The sequence below is a fragment of the Luteimonas sp. A534 genome, assembly GCF_054072805.1.
Map to the genome: position 1 here is coordinate 123,214 of NZ_JBSVRR010000006.1, position 21,252 is coordinate 144,465.

The 21,252-nt window shown below is 70.6% G+C and carries 16 protein-coding genes and 1 pseudogene; 7 read left to right on the forward strand and 10 right to left on the reverse strand.

Annotated elements, in window-relative coordinates:
* Positions 1-89 precede the first annotated feature (89 nt).
* The 5 genes and pseudogenes from lexA (at position 90) to ACW5F0_RS13375 (ending at position 7,737) form a co-directional block, all read left to right on the forward strand.
* Positions 90-764 (forward strand): transcriptional repressor LexA, encoded by a 675-nt coding sequence (gene lexA / locus ACW5F0_RS13355; RefSeq protein WP_456963965.1) that lies wholly within the window; start codon positions 90-92, stop codon positions 762-764.
* 4 nt (positions 765-768) lie between these two features.
* A pseudogene (gene imuA / locus ACW5F0_RS13360) lies at positions 769-1,398 on the forward strand (translesion DNA synthesis-associated protein ImuA); the annotation flags it as partial.
* 199 nt (positions 1,399-1,597) lie between these two features.
* Complete coding sequence (locus tag ACW5F0_RS13365) at positions 1,598-3,073, forward strand: Y-family DNA polymerase (protein ID WP_456999922.1); 1,476 nt, start codon at positions 1,598-1,600, stop codon at positions 3,071-3,073.
* A 162-nt stretch (positions 3,074-3,235) separates the two neighbouring features.
* Complete coding sequence (locus tag ACW5F0_RS13370) at positions 3,236-6,508, forward strand: error-prone DNA polymerase (RefSeq protein ID WP_456999923.1); 3,273 nt, start codon at positions 3,236-3,238, stop codon at positions 6,506-6,508.
* Between the two features lie 59 nt (positions 6,509-6,567).
* Positions 6,568-7,737 (forward strand): hypothetical protein, encoded by a 1,170-nt coding sequence (locus ACW5F0_RS13375; RefSeq protein ID WP_456963968.1) that lies wholly within the window; start codon positions 6,568-6,570, stop codon positions 7,735-7,737.
* A gap of 189 nt (positions 7,738-7,926) precedes the next feature.
* Here the strand turns inward: ACW5F0_RS13375 and ACW5F0_RS13380 are convergent, their stop codons facing one another.
* Genes ACW5F0_RS13380 through ACW5F0_RS13395 form a run of 4 tightly spaced genes read right to left on the reverse strand, consistent with a single transcriptional unit; the run spans position 7,927 to position 12,320 of the window.
* Complete coding sequence (locus ACW5F0_RS13380) at positions 7,927-9,762, reverse strand: ABC transporter ATP-binding protein (RefSeq protein WP_456965221.1); 1,836 nt, start codon at positions 9,760-9,762, stop codon at positions 7,927-7,929.
* 19 nt (positions 9,763-9,781) lie between these two features.
* Positions 9,782-11,542 (reverse strand): DUF2207 domain-containing protein, encoded by a 1,761-nt coding sequence (locus ACW5F0_RS13385; protein WP_456963969.1) that lies wholly within the window; start codon positions 11,540-11,542, stop codon positions 9,782-9,784.
* Complete coding sequence (locus ACW5F0_RS13390; protein ID WP_456963970.1) at positions 11,539-12,096, reverse strand: LemA family protein; 558 nt, start codon at positions 12,094-12,096, stop codon at positions 11,539-11,541. The genes ACW5F0_RS13385 and ACW5F0_RS13390 overlap by 4 nt, the downstream gene beginning before the upstream one ends.
* Positions 12,093-12,320, reverse strand: coding sequence for an RNA-binding S4 domain-containing protein (locus ACW5F0_RS13395; RefSeq protein WP_456963971.1), 228 nt, complete (start codon positions 12,318-12,320; stop codon positions 12,093-12,095). The genes ACW5F0_RS13390 and ACW5F0_RS13395 overlap by 4 nt, the downstream gene beginning before the upstream one ends.
* Before the next feature lie 119 nt (positions 12,321-12,439).
* Here ACW5F0_RS13395 and ACW5F0_RS13400 point away from each other — a divergent pair, with 119 nt between their 5' ends.
* Positions 12,440-12,811 carry an MAPEG family protein gene (locus tag ACW5F0_RS13400; RefSeq protein ID WP_456965222.1) on the forward strand — a complete coding sequence of 124 codons (372 nt, stop codon included), beginning with the start codon at positions 12,440-12,442 and terminating at the stop codon, positions 12,809-12,811.
* 1 nt (position 12,812) lies between these two features.
* Here ACW5F0_RS13400 and ACW5F0_RS13405 read toward each other — a convergent pair whose 3' ends face one another.
* The 6 genes from ACW5F0_RS13405 to ACW5F0_RS13430 form a co-directional block, all read right to left on the reverse strand.
* On the reverse strand, positions 12,813-13,595 hold the full coding sequence (locus ACW5F0_RS13405) for a general secretion pathway protein GspB (protein WP_456963972.1): 783 nt from the start codon (positions 13,593-13,595) through the stop codon (positions 12,813-12,815).
* 9 nt (positions 13,596-13,604) lie between these two features.
* Entirely contained in the window at positions 13,605-15,335 is a 1,731-nt protein-coding gene (locus ACW5F0_RS13410; RefSeq protein WP_456999924.1) for an AAA family ATPase, read from the reverse strand.
* Positions 15,336-15,339: 4 nt separating this feature from the next.
* Positions 15,340-16,281 (reverse strand): EamA family transporter, encoded by a 942-nt coding sequence (locus ACW5F0_RS13415; RefSeq protein ID WP_456963974.1) that lies wholly within the window; start codon positions 16,279-16,281, stop codon positions 15,340-15,342.
* Positions 16,282-16,308: 27 nt separating this feature from the next.
* Complete coding sequence (locus tag ACW5F0_RS13420) at positions 16,309-17,601, reverse strand: NTP/NDP exchange transporter (RefSeq protein ID WP_456963975.1); 1,293 nt, start codon at positions 17,599-17,601, stop codon at positions 16,309-16,311.
* A 3-nt stretch (positions 17,602-17,604) separates the two neighbouring features.
* On the reverse strand, positions 17,605-18,570 hold the full coding sequence (locus tag ACW5F0_RS13425; RefSeq protein ID WP_456963976.1) for an aldo/keto reductase: 966 nt from the start codon (positions 18,568-18,570) through the stop codon (positions 17,605-17,607).
* Positions 18,571-18,646: 76 nt separating this feature from the next.
* Complete coding sequence (locus ACW5F0_RS13430; RefSeq protein WP_456999925.1) at positions 18,647-19,477, reverse strand: DUF72 domain-containing protein; 831 nt, start codon at positions 19,475-19,477, stop codon at positions 18,647-18,649.
* Between the two features lie 111 nt (positions 19,478-19,588).
* Here ACW5F0_RS13430 and ACW5F0_RS13435 point away from each other — a divergent pair, with 111 nt between their 5' ends.
* Positions 19,589-21,199 (forward strand): serine hydrolase, encoded by a 1,611-nt coding sequence (locus ACW5F0_RS13435; RefSeq protein WP_456999926.1) that lies wholly within the window; start codon positions 19,589-19,591, stop codon positions 21,197-21,199.
* Positions 21,200-21,252 lie beyond the last annotated feature (53 nt).

Below are 21,252 nucleotides of genomic sequence, written 5' to 3' on the forward strand. Positions count from 1 at the left end.
ACCGCTCTCACTGTCTGAGACCGCCCGGCGCTGGAATCTTCCGACCGCCGGGCTTGCTTATGTCCGACAAGGTAAATAGATTTTTACCCATGACCGACGACCTCACCCCCCGACAGCGCGACGTGCTCGCCTTCATCCAGACCCATGCCGAGGCCGAGGGCGCGCCGCCCACGCTGCAGCAGATCGCCGACGCCTTCGGCTTCCGCCAGGCCTGCGCGGCGCACAAGCACGTGCGCCGGCTCGAGGCCGCCGGTTACCTGGAAGTGCGGCCGAACGAGGCGCGCGGCATCCGCGTGGTCGGCGGCATGGCGCAGGCCGGTGCGGCGGGACGGGCAGGGCGCGCGCGCCACGTGCCCGGCACGCGGTTGAAGGTCCGCGACGACCGCCTCGAACTGCCGGTGCTCGGCCGCGTGGCCGCGGGCGCGCCGGTCGGCGCCGATGCGGGCGTGGAGCGCATGCTGCTGCTCGACCGCGCGCTGTTTTCCAGCAAGCCCGATTACCTGCTGCGGGTGAAGGGCGACTCGATGCGCGATGACGGCATCTTCGACGGCGACCTGGTGGCGGTGCAGCGCGCCAGCGACGCGCGCAACGGGCAGGTGGTGGTGGCGCGCGTGGAGGGCGAGATCACCATCAAGCGCCTGGAGCGCACGCACAGCCGGATCCGCCTGCTGCCGCGCAATCCCGACTACGCGCCGATCGAGGTGCCGGCGGGCGCGGACTTCGCGATCGAAGGCCTGTACTGCGGCCTGGTGCGCACGGCGTGAGGGCATGGCGATGACTTTGGCGCCCGCGCTTGCTTCGCTGCCCAGCCTCGACGCCATGCTGTCGGCGCGCACCGTGTGGCGCGCAGGCCGTACGCCGGTGCTGGAAGCCGATGGCGAGCCCACCGGTCATGCCGGGCTTGACGCGCTGCTGCCGCAGGGCGGCTGGCCGCGCGCCGCGCTGACCGAGCTGCTGCTGCCGGCCGACGGCGTCGGCGAGCTGGCGCTGCTGCTGCCCACGCTGGCGCGGCTGACGCAGGCGGGCGATGTGGTCGCGGTGGTGGCGCCGCCGTACCTGCCCTACGCGCCAGCCTGGCAGGCGGCGGGCGTGGACCTGCGCCATCTCGAGATCATCGAGGCCGACGCGCGTGGTGCGCTGTGGGCCTTCGAACAGTGCCTGCGCAGCGCGGCCTGCGCCGCGGTAATGGGCTGGCCGCTGCAGGCCGATGCGCAGGCGCTGCGCCGGCTGCAGGTGGCTGCGGACAGCGGCGACTGCCTGGGGTTCGCGTTCCGCGATGCCAAGCACGCGGTCAATCCCTCGCCGGCGGCGCTGCGGCTGGAGTACGCCTGCGGCCGCGAAGGCAAAGGCGCCTGGCACGTGCGCAAGTGCCGAGGCGCCAATCCGCCCACCCGCCCGTTCGCCATCCCCTTGCCTGTGGAAGCAGCTTCTGTGGGAGCAGCCTCCGGGGGAGCAAGCTTTGTGGGGTCGGCGGCTTTTGTGGGAGCGGCTATAGCCCCGATTCCAACATGCAAGGCAGTCGCCTCCATCCCTGACCGTGCAGACAGACGCTCCATCGCGGCTGTAGCCGCTCCCACAGTGTGCCCCTGAGGCCGCCATGCTCTGGGCCTGCATTGCGCTGCCGCGGCTGGCGCTGGACGCTGTCCTCCGCCGTGCGCCGGATCCATCCCGCCCGCTGGCGCTGGTGTCGGGCCCGGCGCAGCTGCGCCATCTGCACGCGGTCAACGCATCGGCGGCAGCCGCCGGCCTGAAATCGGGCATGCGGCTGTCGGCCGCGCATGCGCTGCTGTCCGACGTCGCCATGGTCGAGCACGACCCGGCGTCTGAAGTGCGCTGGCAGCGCTTCCTCGCCGCCTGGGCGTATCGCCACAGCTCGCAGGTCAGCGCGCAGTGGCCGGGTGCGATCGTGCTGGAAGTGCGCGCCAGCTTCCGCCTGTTCGGGCCGTGGCCGCGTTTCGAGGCGCGGCTGCGCGAGGAATTGGACGGCCTCGGCTTCAGCCACCGCATCGCGCTGGCACCGACGCCGCGCGCGGCGTGGGTGTTCGCAGGCCTGCGCGATGGCTTCGCGGTCACCAATGCTGAGGCGATGCGCGAGACGCTGGCGCGGGTGCCGGTGCGCCGCGCGGCGCTGCCCGACGACGCCGGCGAACGCCTGCACCGCATGGGCGTGCGCACGCTCGCTGCGCTTCGGGCGATGCCGCGCGATGGTTTGCGTCGACGCTTTGGCGTCGCGCTGCTCGACCACATCGACCGCCTCCACGGCGACGCCGATGATCCGCTGGATTGCTATGCGCCGCCGGACCACTTCGATGGCCGCATCGAACTCGGCTTCGAGGTCGAAAGCCACCAGGCGCTGCTGTTTCCGCTGCGGCGGCTGATCGCCGACCTCGCCACGTATCTGTCGGCGCGCGATGGTGGCGTGCAGCGCTTCACCCTGCGCCTGGAGCACGAGGCGCGGCATGCGCTGCCTTCGCACGAAGCCGACCAGATGCAGGTGGCGGGGGCTTTGCATACCGACGTCCCGGTCGGCCTGCTGGCCGCCGAGCGCGACGCGACCGTGCTGTTCGACCTCACCCGCAATCGCCTGGAGCAGGCGGCGTTGCCGGCACCGGTGATCGCCGTGCGCCTGCTGGCGCGCGAGCTGCCGCCCTTCGTACCCGCCGCGCGCGACCTGTTCGATACCCGCCCGGCGCAGGCGGTGCCGTGGCCGCAGCTGCGCGAGCGCCTGCGTGCGCGACTGGGCGACGAAGCGGTGCATCGCGTGGCACCGTCGGGCGATCCGCGGCCGGAGCGTGCCTGGCGCCGTGCCGGCGTCGATGACGATGCGGCGTGTGCCGCTCCGGCGCCGCCGCGCCCGCCACGTCCGGCCTGGCTGCTGCCGCGCCCGGTGCCCCTGCGCGATCCGCGGCTGCGCATCGTGTCCGGCCCCGAACGCCTGGAAAGCGGCTGGTGGGACGGCGACGACGCGCGCCGCGACTACTACGTGCTGGAGACCTCGCGCGGGCAGCGCGCCTGGGCCTTCGCGCCACCGGGCGTGCAGGGCGACTGGATGCTGCACGGCTGGTTCGCATGAGCCACGACGACGACCATGGCCTGCCGCCCGGCGTCGCGCCCGATACCCCCGGCGCGCGCGAGCCACGCATCGTGCGCATGCAACGGCGGATGCAGCTGCAGATGCCGCCCGGGGCGGCCAACGATCCCGCCCCCGCCCCGATGCCTCCCTGTGGGAGCGGGATTGCCGGCCTACGCCGAACTCCACTGCCTCTCCGACTTCAGCTTCCTGCGCGGTGCCGCCAGTGCCGAGGAACTGTTCACCCGCGCCGCCCAGTGCGGTTACGAAGCCCTGGCGATCACCGACGAGTGCTCGCTGTCGGGCATCGTGCGCGCGCACGAGGCGGCGAAGATCACCGGGGTGAAGCTGATCGTGGGTGCCGAGTTCCGGCTCGAGGACGGCCTGCGCCTGGTGCTGCTGGTGGAAAACGCCATGGGTTACACGCAGCTGTGCCGGCTGATCACCACCGCACGCCGCGCGGCGCCCAAGGGCGACTACCGTCTGTCCCGCACCGATGTGGAAACCCTCTGTGGGAGCGGCTATAGCCGCGATAAAAGCACCACCACCCTGGATGGCTCGCCAATCGCGGCTGTAGCCGCTCCCACAAAAGCCACGGCCATCGCGGCTGTAGCCGCTCCCACGGAAGTCGCGGGGTGCGGACTGTTTGCGCTCTGGCTGCCCGGCCGCGAGCCGGACGTGGAGGAGGGCGCCTGGCTGCGCAACGTGTTCGATGATCGCGCATACCTCGCGGTCGAACTGCAGCGCGAACAGGACGACGATGCGCGCCTCCACCACCTGCTGGCGCTGGCCGCGAAACTCGGGCTCACGCCCTTGGCCAGCGGCGACGTGCACATGGCCACCCGGCGCCAGCGCGTGCTGCAGGACACCGTCACCGCGATCCGCCACGGCCTGCCGCTGGCCGAAGCCGGCGCGCATCTTTTCCGAAACGGCGAACGCCACCTGCGCACGCGGCGCGCGCTGGGCAACATCCATCCACACGGGCTGCTGGCCAATGCGGTGGAGCTCGCCAGGCGCTGCAACTTCTCGATGTCGGAGGTGAAATACACCTACCCGGTGGAGCTGGTGCCCGAAGGCGAGACTCCGGCCAGCCAGTTGCGCAAGCTGACCGAAACCGGCATGCGCAAGCGCTGGCCGGACGGAACGCCGCCTCAGGTCGTCAAGCAGATCGAAGGCGAGCTGGCGCTGATCGCAGAGCTCAAGTACGAGGCGTTCTTCCTCACCGTCGAGGACATCGTCCGCTTCGCCCGCAGCCGCGACATCCTCTGCCAGGGCCGCGGCTCCTCGGCCAACTCCGCGGTCTGCTATGCGCTGGGCATCACCGCGGTCAATCCGACGGAAAGCCGGCTGCTGATGGCGCGCTTCCTGTCGAAGGAACGCAAGGAGCCGCCCGACATCGACGTCGACTTCGAGCACGAGCGGCGCGAAGAGGTCATGCAATACGTCTACGCCAAGTACGGCCGAGAACGCGCCGCGCTGGCCGCCACCGTGATCCGCTACCGGGGAAAAAGCGCGGTGCGCGACGTGGCCAAGGCCTTCGGCCTGCCGCCGGACCAGGTCACCCTGCTCGCGGAGTGCTTCGGCTGGGGCAACGGCGAAACGCCGATGGAGCAGCGCTTGGCCGATGCCGGCTTCGACATCGACAACCCGCTGGTCTCGCGCATCCTTGCCGTCACCACGATGCTGCGCGGCAAGCCGCGGCACCTGTCGCAGCACGTCGGCGGCTTCGTGATCTCCGACGCGCCGCTGTGGCAGATGGTGCCGGTGGAGAACGCGGCGATGGACGATCGCACCATCATCCAGTGGGAGAAGGACGACCTCGAATCGCTGGGCCTGCTCAAGGTCGACTGCCTGGCGCTGGGCATGCTTACCTGCATCCGCAAGGCGCTGGACCTGGTGAAGGCGCACCGCGGCCGCGAACTGGAGCTTGCGACCATCCCGGTCGAAGACAAGCCCACGTACGACATGATCCAGCTCGCCGACACCGTCGGCGTATTCCAGATCGAGTCGCGCGCGCAGATGGCGATGCTGCCGCGGCTGAAGCCGAAGACGTTCTACGACCTGGTGGTCGAGGTCGCGATCGTGCGGCCCGGGCCGATCCAGGGCGACATGGTGCATCCCTACCTCCGCCGGCGCATGCAGAAGGAGGCGGTGACGTATCCATCCCCCGGGATCGAGGAGATCCTCGGCCCCACGCTGGGCGTGCCGCTGTTCCAGGAGCAGGTGATGGAGCTGGTGATCCATGCGGGCTATACGCCCGAAGAGGCCGACCACCTGCGCCGCTCGATGGCCGCCTGGCGCCACGGCGGCGACATGGAGCCGCACCGCCAGCGCATCCGCGCGCTGATGGAGGCGAAGCACTACGCGTCGGAGTTCATCGACCAGATCTTCGAACAGATCAAGGGTTTCGGTTCCTATGGTTTCCCGCAAAGCCACGCGGCCTCGTTCGCCAAGCTGGTGTACGCGAGCTGCTGGCTGAAGCGCCACGAGCCGGCGGCGTTCGCCTGCGCGCTGCTGAACTCGCAGCCGATGGGCTTCTATTCGCCGAGCCAGATCGTGCAGGACGCTCGGCGGGGGAAGGCGGCGCGGGTGGGCGTGGAGGTGCTGCCCGTGGACGTGGCGATCAGCGAGTGGGACTGCACGCTGGAACCCTGCAGGAGCAGCCATGGCTGCGACCCGCACGGGCGACCGTCTCTGCAAGCCCATTCGCAGCCATGGCTGCTCCCACAAAAGCAGTTGGCTATCCGGCTGGGGCTGCGCATGATCCACGGCCTCTCCGAAGCCGTCGCGGACGCCATCGTGGCGGCGCGCGCGCAGCGTCCCTACCGCGACATCGCCGACCTCTGCCGCCGCGCTAGGCTCGAGGAAAAAGCCCGCACTGCGCTCGCCGAAGCCGGCGCCTTGCAGTCGCTCGCCGGCCATCGCCACGACGCGCGCTGGGTGGTGGCCGGCATCGAACGCCAGCGGCCATTGCTGCCGGGCAGTCCCGACGAAGACGCGGTGGCCTTGCCGGCACCCGGCGCAGGCGAGGACGTGCTGTCGGACTACCGCGCGCTGGGCCTGAGCCTGCGCCAGCACCCGCTCGCACTGCTGCGCGACCAGCTGCGCGCGCGCCGGCTGCTGGCCTCGCACGAGCTGCGCGACCGCCGCCACGGCAGCCACGTGGCCGTGGCCGGCATCGTCACCCAGCGCCAGCGTCCGCAGACCGCCAGCGGCACCATCTTCGTGACCCTGGAAGACGAGGGGGGCATGGTCAACGTGATCGTCTGGCCGCGGGTGGCCGAGCGCCGGCGCAAGGCGCTGCTGGGCGCGACGCTGCTGGTGGTGCGGGGCCGCTGGGAGCGGGTGGATGGCGTGGAGCACCTGGTGGCCGGCGACCTCGAGGACCTGTCGCCGCTGCTCGGCGGCCTGCGCACCGAATCCCGCGATTTTCATTGAAGTTCACCCGGCGTTCCTTTCGCGGGGCCGGCCAGGCCATAGACTGTGGAGCCATGCCCATGCAACCCGCGTCCATGCCGACCCTGCTCCGTGCGCTCGCCCTGTGTGTCCTGCTCGCCGGCTGCGGCGCGCAGTCACCCGCGGCGCCACCCGAGCCAGAGCCCGCGGCGATCGCCGAGGCCAACGGCACGGGCGAATTCATCAGTACGCCCGTCGAAGCGCCGCCCAAGCCCTATGACGTGCGCAAGGGCACCGACTGGCCCGACGCGGCACTGGCCGACGGCACCGCCTCGGTCAGCTGCGAACTCGACTACGCCAACCTGGGCGACGGCACGCCGCTGGCCAACCTCTCATTCCTCGGTGTGGTCGATGCACTGACCCCCTGCAAGGACGTCGGCCTGGTGCGCCTGCGCTACCAGGGCAAGATCAACGCCGGCTTCCACGCCCTGGTCGAGCGCGTGGCCGCGATCGCCGATCGCATGGAGATCGGCAAGCGCGTGCTCGACATCGACTCCAGCGGTGGCCAGGTGGAAGACGCGATCAAGGCCGGCGACGCCATCGGCGCCTCCGGCTGGACGATCTGGGTGCGCGAGGGCGCGAGCTGTCACAGCGCCTGCGTGCTGATCCTCGGCGCCGGCGACGTGCGCATGATCTCGGGCCCCGTCGGCATCCACCGCATCATCCGCATGAGCTCCACCGCCACCTCCCGTGCGCAGCTCAACGAAGAACTGCAGGCGGTCTACGGACGCGTCAAGGAATTCCTGGCGCGCAACGGCGTGGCGGTGGCCGTGGCCGACATGATGATGGCGGTGCCCAACCGCAACCTCCGCCTGCTGACCGCCGACGAGCTGCTGGAATACGGCCTGGACGGCACCAATCCGGCCCAGGACGATCTCGACCGGCTGCAGCTGATGCGCAAGTGCGGCGAAGACTTCGTGCGCCGCCGCGATGCGTTCCAGCGCAACTTCGACCACCAGTGCAAGATGCCCGACCGGGAGCTCGAGGAGCTTACCGACTGCGGTCTGGCGATGCGCGAGCAGTACGGTTTCCCGGACCAGACCTGTCCGGACGACAGTCCGATGAGCGAGTTCGACGTGGTGCGCAGTGCGTTCTTCCAGCGCCGCGCGCCGGCGCGTGAACCGCGCGAGGACGAGGACAGCCGCGGTGGCGATTCGGCTGCTGCACGGGTCGAGTCCACGCCCGCCAATGGCGCGAGTGGTTCTCCCTAGGAAGACCGCGGGGCTGTGGGGCGGCGTGCGGGACGGCGTGTTGGTGGGTACTCCGTGGGCTGACCACGTGGTGGTCTTTATGCCCACTACGTACCCCCCAACCCGCCTCGCAACGCCTCCCCGCGGGCCGCCGGAAACAGCAAAAGCGCGACGCTCTCCCTCCACCCCGCCAACTCAGGCCCGGCGAACTCAGCCCCCGGATTCGGCGAGGAAGCCGCCGGACTGCCGCCGCCAAAGCTGCGCGTAGATGCCACCGCGGGCCACGAGTTCCTCGTGCGTGCCTTCCTCGACGATCGCGCCGCGATCCATCACCACCAGCCGGTCCATCGCCGCGATCGTCGACAGGCGGTGGGCGATCGCGATCACCGTCTTGCCTTCCATGAGTCGGTACAGGTTGCCCTGGATCGCGGCCTCGACTTCGGAATCCAGCGCGGACGTCGCCTCGTCCAGCACCAGGATCGGCGCGTCCTTGAGCAGCACGCGCGCGATGGCGACGCGCTGGCGCTGGCCGCCCGAGAGCTTCACGCCGCGCTCGCCGACGTGGGCGTCGTAACCGCGGCGGCCGGCGGAATCGGAGAGCTCGAGGATGAAGTCGTGGGCCTCGGCCTGGCGCGCGGCCTCGATCATCTCGGCCTCGGTGGCGTCCGGACGACCGTAGAGGATGTTGTCGCGCACCGAGCGGTGCAGCAGCGAGGTGTCCTGGGTGACCACGCCCACGCGCGCGCGCAGGCTGTCCTGCTGCACGCTGGCGATGTCGATGCCGTCGACCCGGATCCGGCCGGACTCGACGTCGTGGAAGCGCAGCAGCAGGTTCACCAGCGTCGACTTGCCGGCGCCCGAGCGGCCGATCACGCCGATGCGCTCGCCCGGGCGTACGTGCAGGTCGAGGTGCTCGATCACGCCCGAGCCCTTGCCGTAGTGGAAGCCGACGGACTCGAAGCGGATGTCGCCGGTGATCGCCGGCAGCTCCGGTGCGTCGGGCGCATCGTCGACCGTCGGCGGCAGCGAGATCGAATTGATGCCGTCCTGCACGGTGCCGATATTTTCGAACAGCGCCGACAGCTCCCACATCACCCACTGGCTCATGCCGACCAGGCGCAGCGCGAGCGCGATGCCGACCGCCAGCGCGCCGGCACTGATCGCGCCGCCCATCCACAGCCACAGCCCGATCGCGGCTACCGCGAACACCAGGCCCATGTTGAGCGTGTAGTTGCCGGCGCCCACGCGCGTGGCCAGGCGCATCTGCCGGTACACGGTGCCGAGGAAGCCGTCCATCGCTTCGCGCGCATAGGCCTGCTCGCGCCGCGAGTGCGAGAACAGCTTCACGGTGGCGATGTTGGTGTAGCTGTCGACGATGCGCCCGGTCATGTCCGACCTGGCGTCGGCCTGCTCGCGCGAGACGCGCTCCATGCGCGGTACGAAGTACGCCATCAGCAGGATGTAGCCGATCAGCCAGCCGGCGAAGGGCAGCATCAACCGCCAGTCCGCGGCCGCCGCGGCCAGCATCGCGCCGAACACGTACACGAGGATGTATACGCCGACGTCGAGCAGCTTGACCACGGTCTCGCGCACGGCCAACGAGGTCTGCATCAGCTTGGTGGCGATGCGCCCGGCGAACTCGTCCTGGAAATAGCCCATCGACTGCCGCAGCAGGTAGCGGTGCACGTTCCAGCGGATGCGCATCGGGAAGTTGCCGAGCAGCACCTGCAGCTGGACCAGGTTGTCCAGGAACACCAGCAGCGGCAGGCCGATCGCCACCAGCGCCGCCATCCAGACCAGGCGCGGGCCCTCCGCGGCGAGGAAGGTGGCCGGCGTGTGCTCGCCGAGGCGATCCACCAGCGCGCCCAGATAGACATACATGCCCAGCTCGGCCACGGCGATCAGTGCGCCGAGCACGGCCATGAGCGCCAGCCAGCCACCGGTGCCGCGCGTGTAATGCAGGCAGAAGGCGACCAGGCCGCGCGGGGGCTGTCGGGGCGCTGCTTCCGGAAAGGGATCCAGGCGCGATTCGAACCAGCCGAACAGGCCGCGCTGCGGCCGATCTTCAGCGCCCACCGCCACCTCCACCACCGCCACCACCGCCGGAGAAGCCGCCGCCGCCGGCACCCGAGCCGCTGCCCGGCGTCGCGGACGAGGTCGTGATCTGGCTGCTGAGCGCGCTGCCGATCGAGCCGGCAAACCTGCCGATGTCGCCGACGTTCCCGCTGCCGTGGTACCAGGCGATGCCGGCCGTGGCCGCGGCCGCTGCGGCCGAGCCCACGGCGACGGTAAACTTCTTCGTCCAGGCCTCTTCGACGTCAAGGGCGACGGCGTAAGGCAGCAATGCCTCAAAGCGCGTCGCGTCGAGCGGCGGCGGGCGATCGCCAGTGGGACCCTCGAGGCGCGCGAGGTCGTCCTGCTCGGCGACCTCCAGGTAGCGCTTGAAGCCTTCGATCTCGTCGAGCAGCCGGCGTCCGTCCGGTGTCGGCGCGCCCACGGTGAACGCAAACAGCAGCGCGACCGCCAGCCCGAGCGCGAGCGGCACCAGCGCCCAGGGCATGCCGCCGCCGTTGCTGGCGGCGGTCAGCAGCAGGGTCATCACGGTGGTGGCGGTGAAGATCAGGAAGGCGATCGCGATGCTGCCGCCGTTGTGTCGGAACATCGCGGGCTGGAAGCGCTTGGCCAGCGCCTTGGAGTGCTTGCCGATCGCGGCCTGGATGTGGGCGGCGTTCTCCTTGTCCAGCTCCAGGCGCGGCAGCGAAGGTGGCAGCAGGGCCTCCAGCAGGCGGCGTTCGTCGTCATTGGCAATGGCGGAGGCCGGAACGCCGCTGCGGCGCAGCGTCCATCGATCGCCCAGCAGCCGGTCCTCGTGTTCGATGGACAGCGCGCCCTTCACCGCGCAGGCCAGCAGGTCGGCGGACATGCAGGTGGTGTCGTAGGCGCGGCGCAGCATGTAGCGCAGCGCCGCCGGCGATTCGCCGCGCGGCGGCTCGTACAGGGCGATGACGACGCCGGGCTTCGGGTCGCGACCAACGCGGTGCCAGCGCCTTGCGCAGAAGCCCAGGAGCACCAGCAGGCCCGACAGCGCCGCCACCAGCGACAGGTTGTCGCGCAGCAGCCACAGCACGTTTGCGGCGCGCGAAGGCGCTTCGACGATGCCCTTGGGGAAGGACAGCACGATGGTCAGCCCTTCGCGCGCCTGCAGCGGGTTGGTGAGCGTCCAGCGCACCACGCCGGGGGCCGTGACCGTGGCCTGGTAGTCGCTTCCGCGCACGCCGTAGCGGCCCGAATAGCCTTCGGCGGAGAGCTGGGCCTCGGGCACGGGCTCGGGGAGGCGGACCTCGACGCTGCCCGAATCGATGGTGAAATCCCAGAACTGCCCGATGGCGTTCCAGTACAGCTCGTCGTGGTCGTCGAAGAAGCGCAGCTGGCGCGTGGTCCGGTAGCGCAGGGTGTAGGTGGTGTCGAGCGGCACCGGCAGCATGTCGTCGTTCCCGGTGTTCACGCGCACGGCGTTGTGCAGGCCCTCGGTGAACCAGGGCTCGGGCCGCCCATCGCGTTCGACGCCAAGAACCTCGAATCCGACGACGATGTTGTTGCCCTGCGCGTTCTTGTAGCGGACCGGGAAATCGCGATAGATGCCGCGGCGGATGTTCCGGCCTTCGGCGCGCACGCGGATGCGTTCGGTCACGTCGAGGCTGCCATCGGCCTGGACGTCGACGGTGATGTCGTAGGCCAGGATGCGTTCGGACGCGGCCGCCCAGGCCGGCAGCAGCAGCGCGGCCGCCAGCAGCCAGGCCAGCAGCGCCGCGCGCCGGGGGTTCATTCCTCGAATTCCACCGCGGGCGCCGCGCGGCTGTCGGCGGCGGCCTGGAAGAACGCGGCCTGGCCAAAGCCGAAGGTGCGTGCGACCAGCACGTCGGGCACGCGCTGCACGGCATCGTTGAGGTCGCGCACGGCGCCGTTGTAGTAGCGACGGGCGTACTGCAGCTGTTCTTCGACGTCGACCAGGTCGTCCTGCAGGCGCATGAAATTCTCGCTGGCCCTCAGGTCCGGATAGGCCTCGCGAAGGGCCAGCAGGCGGCCCAGCGCCTGCTCGAGTTCGGTTTCCACCTGGCCCAGTTCGGCCGGGTCGCGCAGGCCGAGCGCGCGGGTGCGCAGCGCGGTGACCGCTTCCAGTACCGCGCCTTCGTGCGTGGCGTAACCCTGTACCGATGCCACCAGCTGCGGCACCAGGTCGTGGCGGCGCTGCAGCTGCACGTCGATGTCCGACCAGGCGGTGGCGGCCTGGTTGCGCAGGCGCACCAGGCGGTTGTAGGCGATCACCGCCCAGGCCACGAACGCGGCGGTGACCACTCCGGCGAGGATCGGTGCGATCACGCGGGCGCCTCCGCGCGGACGTGGACGGCGATGTCGCCCAGCGTCACCACCTGGCCGGCGCGGATCTTGGCGGTCTTGCGCGACTCCACCGCGCCGTCCACCCGCACCGCGCCCGAGGCCACGAGTGCCTTGCCGGCGCCGCCACTGTCGCACAGGCCTGACAGCTTCAGCAGCTGGTTGAGCTCCACGTGTTCACCTTCGAGCTCGAAATCGATCTGTTGCATGGGGGTTCCGTCATCCATCGGTACAGGAGCGTAACCCAGCGCCACGGACCGCGTTAACCTCGGCGCGAGCGTCCCGCCGGGACGCGCAGGGAGACGACCGCGTGAGTACCGAACTGCAGATGCTGGCCTGGGCGATCGCACTGGGCCTGTTCCACCTGATGCTCGACGCCACTCTCAAGACCTCGCAGCGGGGCCTGGCCTGGAACGCCAGCGCCCGGGACGGCGAGCCGAAACCGCTGGACGGGGTCGCGGGGCGGGTCAACCGCGGGTTCCAGAACTTCCTCGAAACGTTCCCGCTGTTCGCCGCGGCGGTGCTGGCGGTGGTGGCCACGGGGCGCGGCGATGCGCAGACGGTGCTCGGCGCGCAGCTCTATTTCTGGGCGCGCCTGGCCTACATCCCGGCCTATGCCTCCGGCGTGCCCTACGTGCGCAGCGCGATCTGGGCGGTGTCGCTGATCGGCGTGGTGATGGTGCTGCTCGCGCTGTTCTGAGTCAGGGGAGCGGGACGCGCACCTGGCGGCCGTCGAGATCCAGCACGACGCCGTCGCGGTCGATGGCGGCGATCGTGGCCTCGCCGACGCGGTCACCTTCGACCTTGCGCTGGCCGTCGATGACCACGAAGCGGCGTGCGGGATCCTCGTTCCACATGTGCATGCTGAGCTTCATCGCCGGCAGGCGCTGGCGCTGCGCGGAGGCGAGCTCGGTGATGCGCGGGATGTCGGCGTCGGGGCGTGTGTCGGGTCGCGGCGCTGCAGCAGTGGAAGCGTCCGTGGTCACGGATCCGGCAGCGGCCCGGGAAGGCGGAGCCGCGGGGGTTGCGGGCAAAGGATCCGCAGCCGCTGCAGCCACGGGTGCAGCGGGCGGGTTGGATGCGGACCCTTCGGAAGGCGCGGGTTCGTCCATGGCAACCGTTCCGGCAGGAGGCGGCGTGGTCGGCGCGATACGTTCGACCCTAGGAAAGGCGTCTCTGACCCCGATTGCGTCAGTGCCGGTGCCCACACGCTCCGCAGGTCCGTCGGCTGGCGGCACTACGGCCAGCATGGGGGCGGCTGGTGTCGTGTCCGCGCGGTCGTCGGCATCAGAGCCGCCATCGCGCGGCCAGAGCGCATACAGCATGGCGGACAACACGACTACCACGCCGGCGATCCACGTCCACGCGGGCACGGCGGGGCGCCTGGACGCCGCCACGGGCGGCAGCTCCACGCGCAGCCCGGGCGCTTCGCCGCGGCGGCGTTCGGCTTCCGACTTGCGCAGGGCTTCGAGGATCAGGGACATGCGCGCGCCTCAGTCCAGGGTCCGGGCCAGGCGTGGTCCGGCATCACCGGCGGCCAGCGCGAACAGGGTTTCCGGGCCGACCACGCCGTCGACCGCGAGGCCGCGCGCGCGCTGGAAGCGGCGCACCGAATCCGTCAGCGCGGGGTCGTAGGGCGCGCCCACGGCGGCTTCGGCAGCCACGCCTTCGCGCACCAGGCGTTCGCGCAGCCAGTCCACCGCTGCGCCACTGTCGCCGCGTGCGGGTGCGGGCACGAGATCCACGGTCGCGCGCCACACGGCTGCATAGCGCCCCGGCCAAGCGCGCTGGAGGGCGCTGCGATCGACATCGACCGTGGCATCGCCAAGCAGCAGGCGCGCGCGATGGCCGTCCGAACCGAGCAGCAGCGCCCAGGTGCGGCCGCCGTCGGCTTCGAGCTGGAGCAGCGCCGGCCGTCCGATGGCGGCCAGGCGGTCGAGGTGCGCGGTGGCGCCCACGCAATAGGTGCCCGACGCAAGCATCGGCGCGCAGCCGCTTGCCGCGCGTGCGTCCTCCGCGGTGTGCGGCAGCGACCAGGCGGCCAGCAATGCCTGCCAGGCGGCATCGCGCGCGGTCGTGCTGGATGCGGCGTCGATGCGTGCGGCGAGGCCGGCTTCGTCCACCGTGATCGCAGGCGACGGGCGCGCATCGCTTCCGTCCGCCGTCGTCGCATCGTCGACGATGCCGTGGCCGTCGCCGTCGCCGCCGCCGATTCCCAGCCTGGTCGCGCTGTCGTGAGCCCCGGATGCGGCCGTGCCATCCGTGGTGCTCCCGCCCGTAAGCGCCACTGCATCGGCCGGCCTGTCCGCACGCGGCCAGAGCGCCGCCGCTGCGATCACGACCACCGCCGTGGCCGCGATGCCGGCGCCCGCCAGCAGCCAGGGCCGCGGCCGGCTGTGCGTGGATGCCAGCGGCTGCAGCGTTTCACGCGCGGCTTCCTCCACCAGCACGGCGTCGATCGTCGCGCGGTCGCGCGCGTAGCCGGCAAGCAGCGCGCGCTCGGCGATCACGTTGACCAGGCGCGGGATGCCGCCGCTGCGCAGGTGGATGCGCTGCACCGCGCCGGCATCGAAGGGGAAGTGCTGGCCACCGGCGATGCGGAACCGGTGGCGCAGGTAGTCGGCGGTGCCGGCGGCTTCGAGCGGGGTGAGGTGGAAGCGGGCGGTGATGCGCTGGGCCAGCTGCCGCAGGTCCGGGCGCGCGAGCATGTCGCGCAGCTCGGGCTGGCCGATCAGGATCACCTGCAGCAGCTTCTGGGTATCGGTTTCGAGGTTGGTGAGCAGGCGCACCTGTTCCAGCGTTTCCACCGGCAGCGCCTGCGCCTCGTCGACCAGCAGCACCACGCGCAGCCCCTGTGCATAGGCTTCAAGCAGGTGGACGTTGAGCGCGTCGACCAGGGCCTTGGCGTTGCCGCGGCGGTCGTCGAGGTCGATGCGCAGCTCCTCGCACACCGTTTCCAGCAGCTGCACCGGATCCTGCCGCGGGTTGAGCACCAGCGCCACGCGGGCGTTGTCCGGAAGCTGCCCCAGCAGCAGCCGGCTGAGGGTGGTCTTGCCGGTGCCGACTTCGCCGGTGAGCTGCACGAAGCCGCCGCCGCCGCCCTGGGTGATACCGAACAGCAGGTGTGCGAGCGCGTCGCGGTGGCGCTCGCCAAGGAAGACGAAGCGCGGATCCGGCGTGATCGAGAACGGTGGCTCGGTGAGGCCGTAGTGCTCGAGGTACATGCGCTCAGTCTGTCACGTCGCGCGCTTCGCCCACCGCCAGGGCCTCGGGATGGGTGATGCGCCGCGGCCGCGCCAGCACCGGGTGCACGAGCACGGCGGCGAGGATGATCGCCACCCCCAGGTAGAACGGCAGGCTCAGCTCCTGCTGCTCGGACAGCAGCACGATGGCCAGCACGATGGCGTAGACCGGCTCCAGGTTGACCGCGAGCTGCGCCGAGAACGCGCTCATGTGGCGCAGCGCCACCAGCGAGAGCGCAAACGGGAACAGCGTGCAGGCGAAGGCCAGCAGCAGCAGGTAGCTGGCGTCCGCCGCGCCCGGTAGGGTGAACAGCGGGCCGGCCAGGGCCGGGAACACGAAGGGCATCAGCGGTGCGAGCAGGGTCAACGCGAGCGTGCCGGCGCCGAGTTCAACGGCGGTCACGACCAGCGGATCGGCATGGTCGACCAGGCGCTTGTTGAGCGAACCGAACAGGGCCACGAACAGCGCCGATACCGCCCCCACCGCCACGCCGATGCGCATGCCGTCGGGAATGCCACCCACGACCAGGGCCACGCCTGGCAGTACCGAAATGCCCAGTGCGAGCTCGGCGCGCGAGAAGCGCCGCTTCGCGAGCCGCGGTTCGATCATCGCCACGAACACCGTGGCCAGCGCCATGCAGGTGGCCGCCACCGAGGCGTTGGCGAGCTTCACCGCGCCGTAGAAGGTCAGCCAGTGCAGGGCCACCAGCACGCCGATGCCGGCGTAGGACAGCAGCAATCGCCGCGGCAGGGCGCGCAGCCCGCGCCAGACCCGCGGCAGCAGCGCCAGCGCTGCGACCACCAGCAGCATGCGCCACCACACCAGCGGCAGCGCCTGCAGCGTGATCAGCTTGCCGAGGATCGCGGTGAAGCCCCAGAGCACCACGCACAGGTGGATCTGCAGCTGGGCCCTGGTTGTCGGGGTCATGGGGTATCGCCAGGAATGGTGAGGCGATTATCGGCGGGGAACGGGCCCGGCGGCGAGGTGGCGTTGGGCCCTTGCAAGCCAGGCGCCGTTGACCGCCCAGACCAGGGCGATGCCGGACCCGATCACCATGGCCACCGCCGGCTGCTGGGCCACCATGTCGATGCCCGTCTTGACCCAGCCGCTGACCGCGTCGGCGCCGCGGTAGACCACGGTGTCGTTGAAGTTCTTGGCCTTGTACTTGGCTTCCGGCGCGACCACGGTATAGAGCATTTCCCGGCCCGGTCGCACGAAGGCGTACTCGCCGGCGCGGCGCACCACCATCACCACCGCAAGCACCGCGAACACCGGCGCGAACGCCAGCCACAGGAAACCCGCGGCCACCACCAGCGGCACCGCCACCAGCAGTACGCCCACGCCCAGCGACTTCGCCACCCGCCCGGTGATGAACAGCTGCGACAGGATGGCCAGCGTCTGCACGAGGGTGTCGATGATCCCGAACACGCGGGTCTGGTCCTTCGGGTCCGGGAACCGCGCTTCCACCAGCGCCGCCTGCTCGAAGTAGAGGAAGGTGGTGACGCTGGCCAGCAGCAGCACGAAGGTGGCGATACCGAGCAGGTAGGGCGAGCGCAGCACGTCGATGGCGCCGGCCAGCGGACTGCCGCCGAGCGGCTGCTGGCGCGGCATGTCGGCGTCGCCGGTCAGGGGGCGCGCGTCGCGCCAGCGGTGCACGCGCCAGGCCGCCATCGCGGCCGCGGCCAGCAGCGCCGCCGACAGCAGCGACAGCCCCGCATAGCCCAGCGGTCCGACCAGGAACACGCCAAGCAGCGGCCCCACCAGGCCGCCGAGGCTGGCGCCGGCCGCCATCAGCGCGAACAGGCGGCGGGACTGCGCAGTGGTGAACACGTCCACCAGCACGCTCCAGGCCACCGAGATCGCGATCATGTTGAACACCGACAGCCAGATGTAGAACGCGCGCGCGATCCAGGGGTCGCCCGGCATCGCCACGAAGCAGGCGGCGAACGCCAGCAGGTTGCTGACGAAGAATCCGTAGACCCAGTACAGGATGTTCCGCCGGCGCACCCGGCCGGCGATCCAGCCGAACAGCGGCATCGCCGCCAGCGTCGCGACGAAGGTGCCGGTGAACAGCCACTGCAGGTTGCGCACGCCACCGGCGATGCCCATCGTTTCGCGCACCGGCCGCAGCATGAAATAGCCCGCGAACAGCAGGAAGAACATGGCGAAGCCGGCCATCACGGCGCCGGCTTCGTCGTCTTCCACGTTGAAGGCGCGCTGCAGCCAGCGCGTGGCGGCGGTGGCCATCGATCAGCTGAACATGGCGATGAGTTCGTCCTGCTGGGACGGCGTCAGCAACTCGCCGTGCCCCGCGCGCAGCTGGTCGGCCTGGCGGTCCGGCTTGCCGGTGGCCGGGATCACCACGGTCACCGCGGGATGGCTGATCGCGAACTTGAGGAACATCTGCGACCACGAGCCGATGCCGGCTTCCACCGCCCAGCCGGGAAGCGCGCGCCCGCCCACGCGGCCGAACAGCCGGCCGTCCTCGAAGGCGCGGTTGACCATCACCGCGACGCCCTGGTCGCGTGCGGCGGGGAACAGGCGCGAGGCGGCGGAGGGCGATGCCACCGAATAGTTGATCTGGATGAAGTCCGGCTGTTCCGCCTGCATCGCTTGCAGCAGCTCGCCGTGCGCGCTGGCCTGGTAGTGGGTGAGGCCGATGTACTTCACCAGGCCCTGTTCCTTGAGTTCGCGGGCGAAGGGCAGGGCCTCGGCCATGTTGCGCAGGTTGTGCACGGCCAGCAGTTCGACGTGGTCGGTGCGGAGGCGGCGCAGCGAGTCCGCCCACTGTGCTTCGAGTTCAGCGCGGCTGTCGGCGGCGAGCTTGGTGGCGAGGAAGCAGCGGTCGCGCCAGCCGCCGCCGTCGAGCAGTGCCCCGACCACGTCTTCGGCGTTGGAGTAGTTGGGCGAGGTGTCGATGACGCTGCCCCCGCCTTCGAAGAAGGTGCGCACCACGTCCTTCAGTGCGTTGAACTCGGGCGAGTCCATCGCGACTTCGTAGCTGCCCGAGGTGCCGGCGCCGATCACCGGCAGCTGCTCGCCGGTGGACGGGATCGCGCGGGTCAGCATCGGGCCGTGGGAGGCTGGCGAAGCGGGAGCGGGGCCGGCGGCCGAGCCGGTGGGCGTCGCGTCGCGACTGCACGCGGCCAGCGGTGAGAGCACGATCCCGGTGGCGGCGAGCGAGGCGACGGACAGGAACTCACGTCGTGACGTCATGGCGAATCCTCCTGCTGGAACGGGCTCGCCACGGGACGCTTGGCGAGCATGGGCCGAAGCATGCGTGAGGGTCGGATCAGCTTCGCACAAGCAGGGCGTGCAGCGCCATGGCGGCGGCCGGATTGCGCTCCTTGGCGGCGGAAATGAAGAAGATGAACACCTCGCGTGGTCCGGCCGGCGAGGCGTCGGGCGGCGTGATGCGGGGCAGGTCGCCGGGTTCTCTGCCGCTGGCCCAGGCGCGGGCCCGTTCAGCCCAGCGCGCAAGCTCCGGCTCTGGATAGCCGGTCGCGATCCCGGCGCGCGAGCGCATCAGGCGCGCATAAACGAAGTCGGCGGTGACATCGGCGAAGGACGGATGCTCGTCGGAGTCCGTGAACACGGTGGCCATGCCGTATTCACGCGCAAGTGCGATGTAGCCGGCATCGACGAACGCGGGATCGCGCACGTCCAGCACGTGCCTGAGCCTGCGTCCGCCGGACTCGCGCGGCAGCAGCGCGAGGAAGGCGGTGAAGTCGTCCCGGTCGATGCGTGTGCCGCGGTCGAACTGCCACACCAGCGGACCGAGGCGGTCGCCGAGCTCGACGATGCCGCCGATGAAATCCTCGACCTGCGGCCCGGTCCTCGCCAGCGTGCGCGACTGCATGATCCGCTTCGGCGCCTTCGCGGAGAACACGAAGCCGGCCGGTGTCTCATCGCGCCACTTGGCGTAGGTCGCCGGTTTCTGGGTGCCGTAATAGGTGCCGTTGACCTCGATCGCGGACAGGTGGCGGCTGGCGAACTCCAGCTCCCGCCGCTGCACCAGGCCCTTGGGATAGAAGTTGTCGCGCCAGGGCGCGAAGGTCCAGCCACCGATGCCGGTGCGGATGCCGTCGACCGGCGGCACTGCGTTGTCGAAGAGGCTGTCCATGGTGCCGATGCCTGCCGCCGGCGGGCCGGCTGGAGGCCGATCATAGCTGCGTGTTCCGATGCGTCGCGTCGTGGCCGATACTGCGCGGCAGTCCAGACAGGTGCCTTGCCCATGCGCAGACCGACCCTTGCCCTTGCCGTTTCGCTGCTGCTGTTCCCGATCGCACGCGGCTCACATGCCGCGGATGCCTTGTCTCCCGCGCCGCTCGCCGGCCTGGATGCGCAGGTCGAGTCGGTCCGCGAAGCATTCAAGGTGCCGGGCATCGCGGTGGCGGTGGTGAAGGATGGCGAGCTGGTGTTCGCCGGCGGCTGGGGCGAGCGCGAGGTCGGTAAGCCGGACCCCGTCGACGCCGACACGCTGTTCTCGATCGCCTCGATCACCAAGGCCTTCACCTCGGCCGCGCTGTCGATCCTGACCGACGAGGGCAAGCTCGGCATGGATGACCGGGTGATCGACCACCTGCCCTGGTTCCGCATGGACGACGCCTACGTCACCCGCGAGATGCGCATCCGCGACCTGCTGGTGCACCGCAGCGGACTTGGCCTGGGCGCGGGCGACCTGCTGTTCTGGCCGCCGAGCGACTACAGCACGCGCGACGTGGTCGAGCGCCTGGCGCGCGTGCCCATCGCCGGCGGCTTCCGCGACCGCTACGCCTACGACAACGTGCTCTACGCCGTGGCCCAGCTGGTGATCGAAGATGCCTCGGGGCAGCCGTATGCCGACTTCGTGCGCGAGCGCCTGTTCCAGCCCCTGGGCATGGCCGATACCCGCATCGACAGCAATGCGCTGCGTCCCACCGACACCAACGTCGCCACCGGCCATGCGCGCCCGGGCTTCACCGGCGACCCCGAGCCGGTGCCGGCGATGTCCTGGTCGAACAACACCGCGGCCGGCGGCATCTATTCCAGCGTCAACGACATGGCGAAGTGGATGCGCGTGCAGCTGGACAGCGGTGTGCTGGAGGGTGAGGGCGAGGATGCGAAGCGACTGTTCAGCGAGAAGCGGCACGAGGCGATGTGGTCGCTGGTGACGCCGATCCCGATCCGCGAGCCCGTGGTGCCGGAGCTTGCCGCCACGAAGCCGAACTTCGCCGGCTACGGCGAGGCCTGGAGCCTCAGCGACTACCGCGGCCGCCGGCTGGTCTGGCACACCGGCGGCTGGCCGGGCATGGTCTCGCGCCTGACGCTCGTGCCAGAGCTCGACCTGGGCATCGTGGTTCTGACCAACCAGGAAACCGGCGCGGCCTTCAACGCCATCACCATGCACGTGCTCGACGCCTACATGGAGGCGCCGGCCACCGACTGGGTCGCGGCCTATGCCGCGGCCATCGCCAAGGGTGGCGACAGGGCGGACGAAGACTGGAAGAAGCACGTCGCGGCGCGGGATACGCGGTCGAAGCCTGCGCTGCCGCTGAGTGGCTACGCGGCCACCTACCGCGACCCGTGGTACGGCGACGTGGTCGTGGCCCAGGGCAGCAAGGGCCTGGAGATGCGCTTCACGCGCACCCCGCAGCTGGTCGGCGATCTCGAGCACTGGCAGCACGACAGCTTCATCGTGCGGTGGCGCGACCGCACGCTGAACGCCGACGCCTTCGTCGACTTCAGCCTCGACCACGACGGCAAGGTGCGCGAGGCCAGGATGGAGGCGGTGTCGCCGCTGACCGATTTCAGCTTCGACTTCCACGACCTGCGCCTGGCACCGGTCCCCGCAAAGGACCTGTAGGAGCAGCTATAGCTGCGATGCGCCCTCCGGGGCGCGCGGTGGCAGCAGTCTTC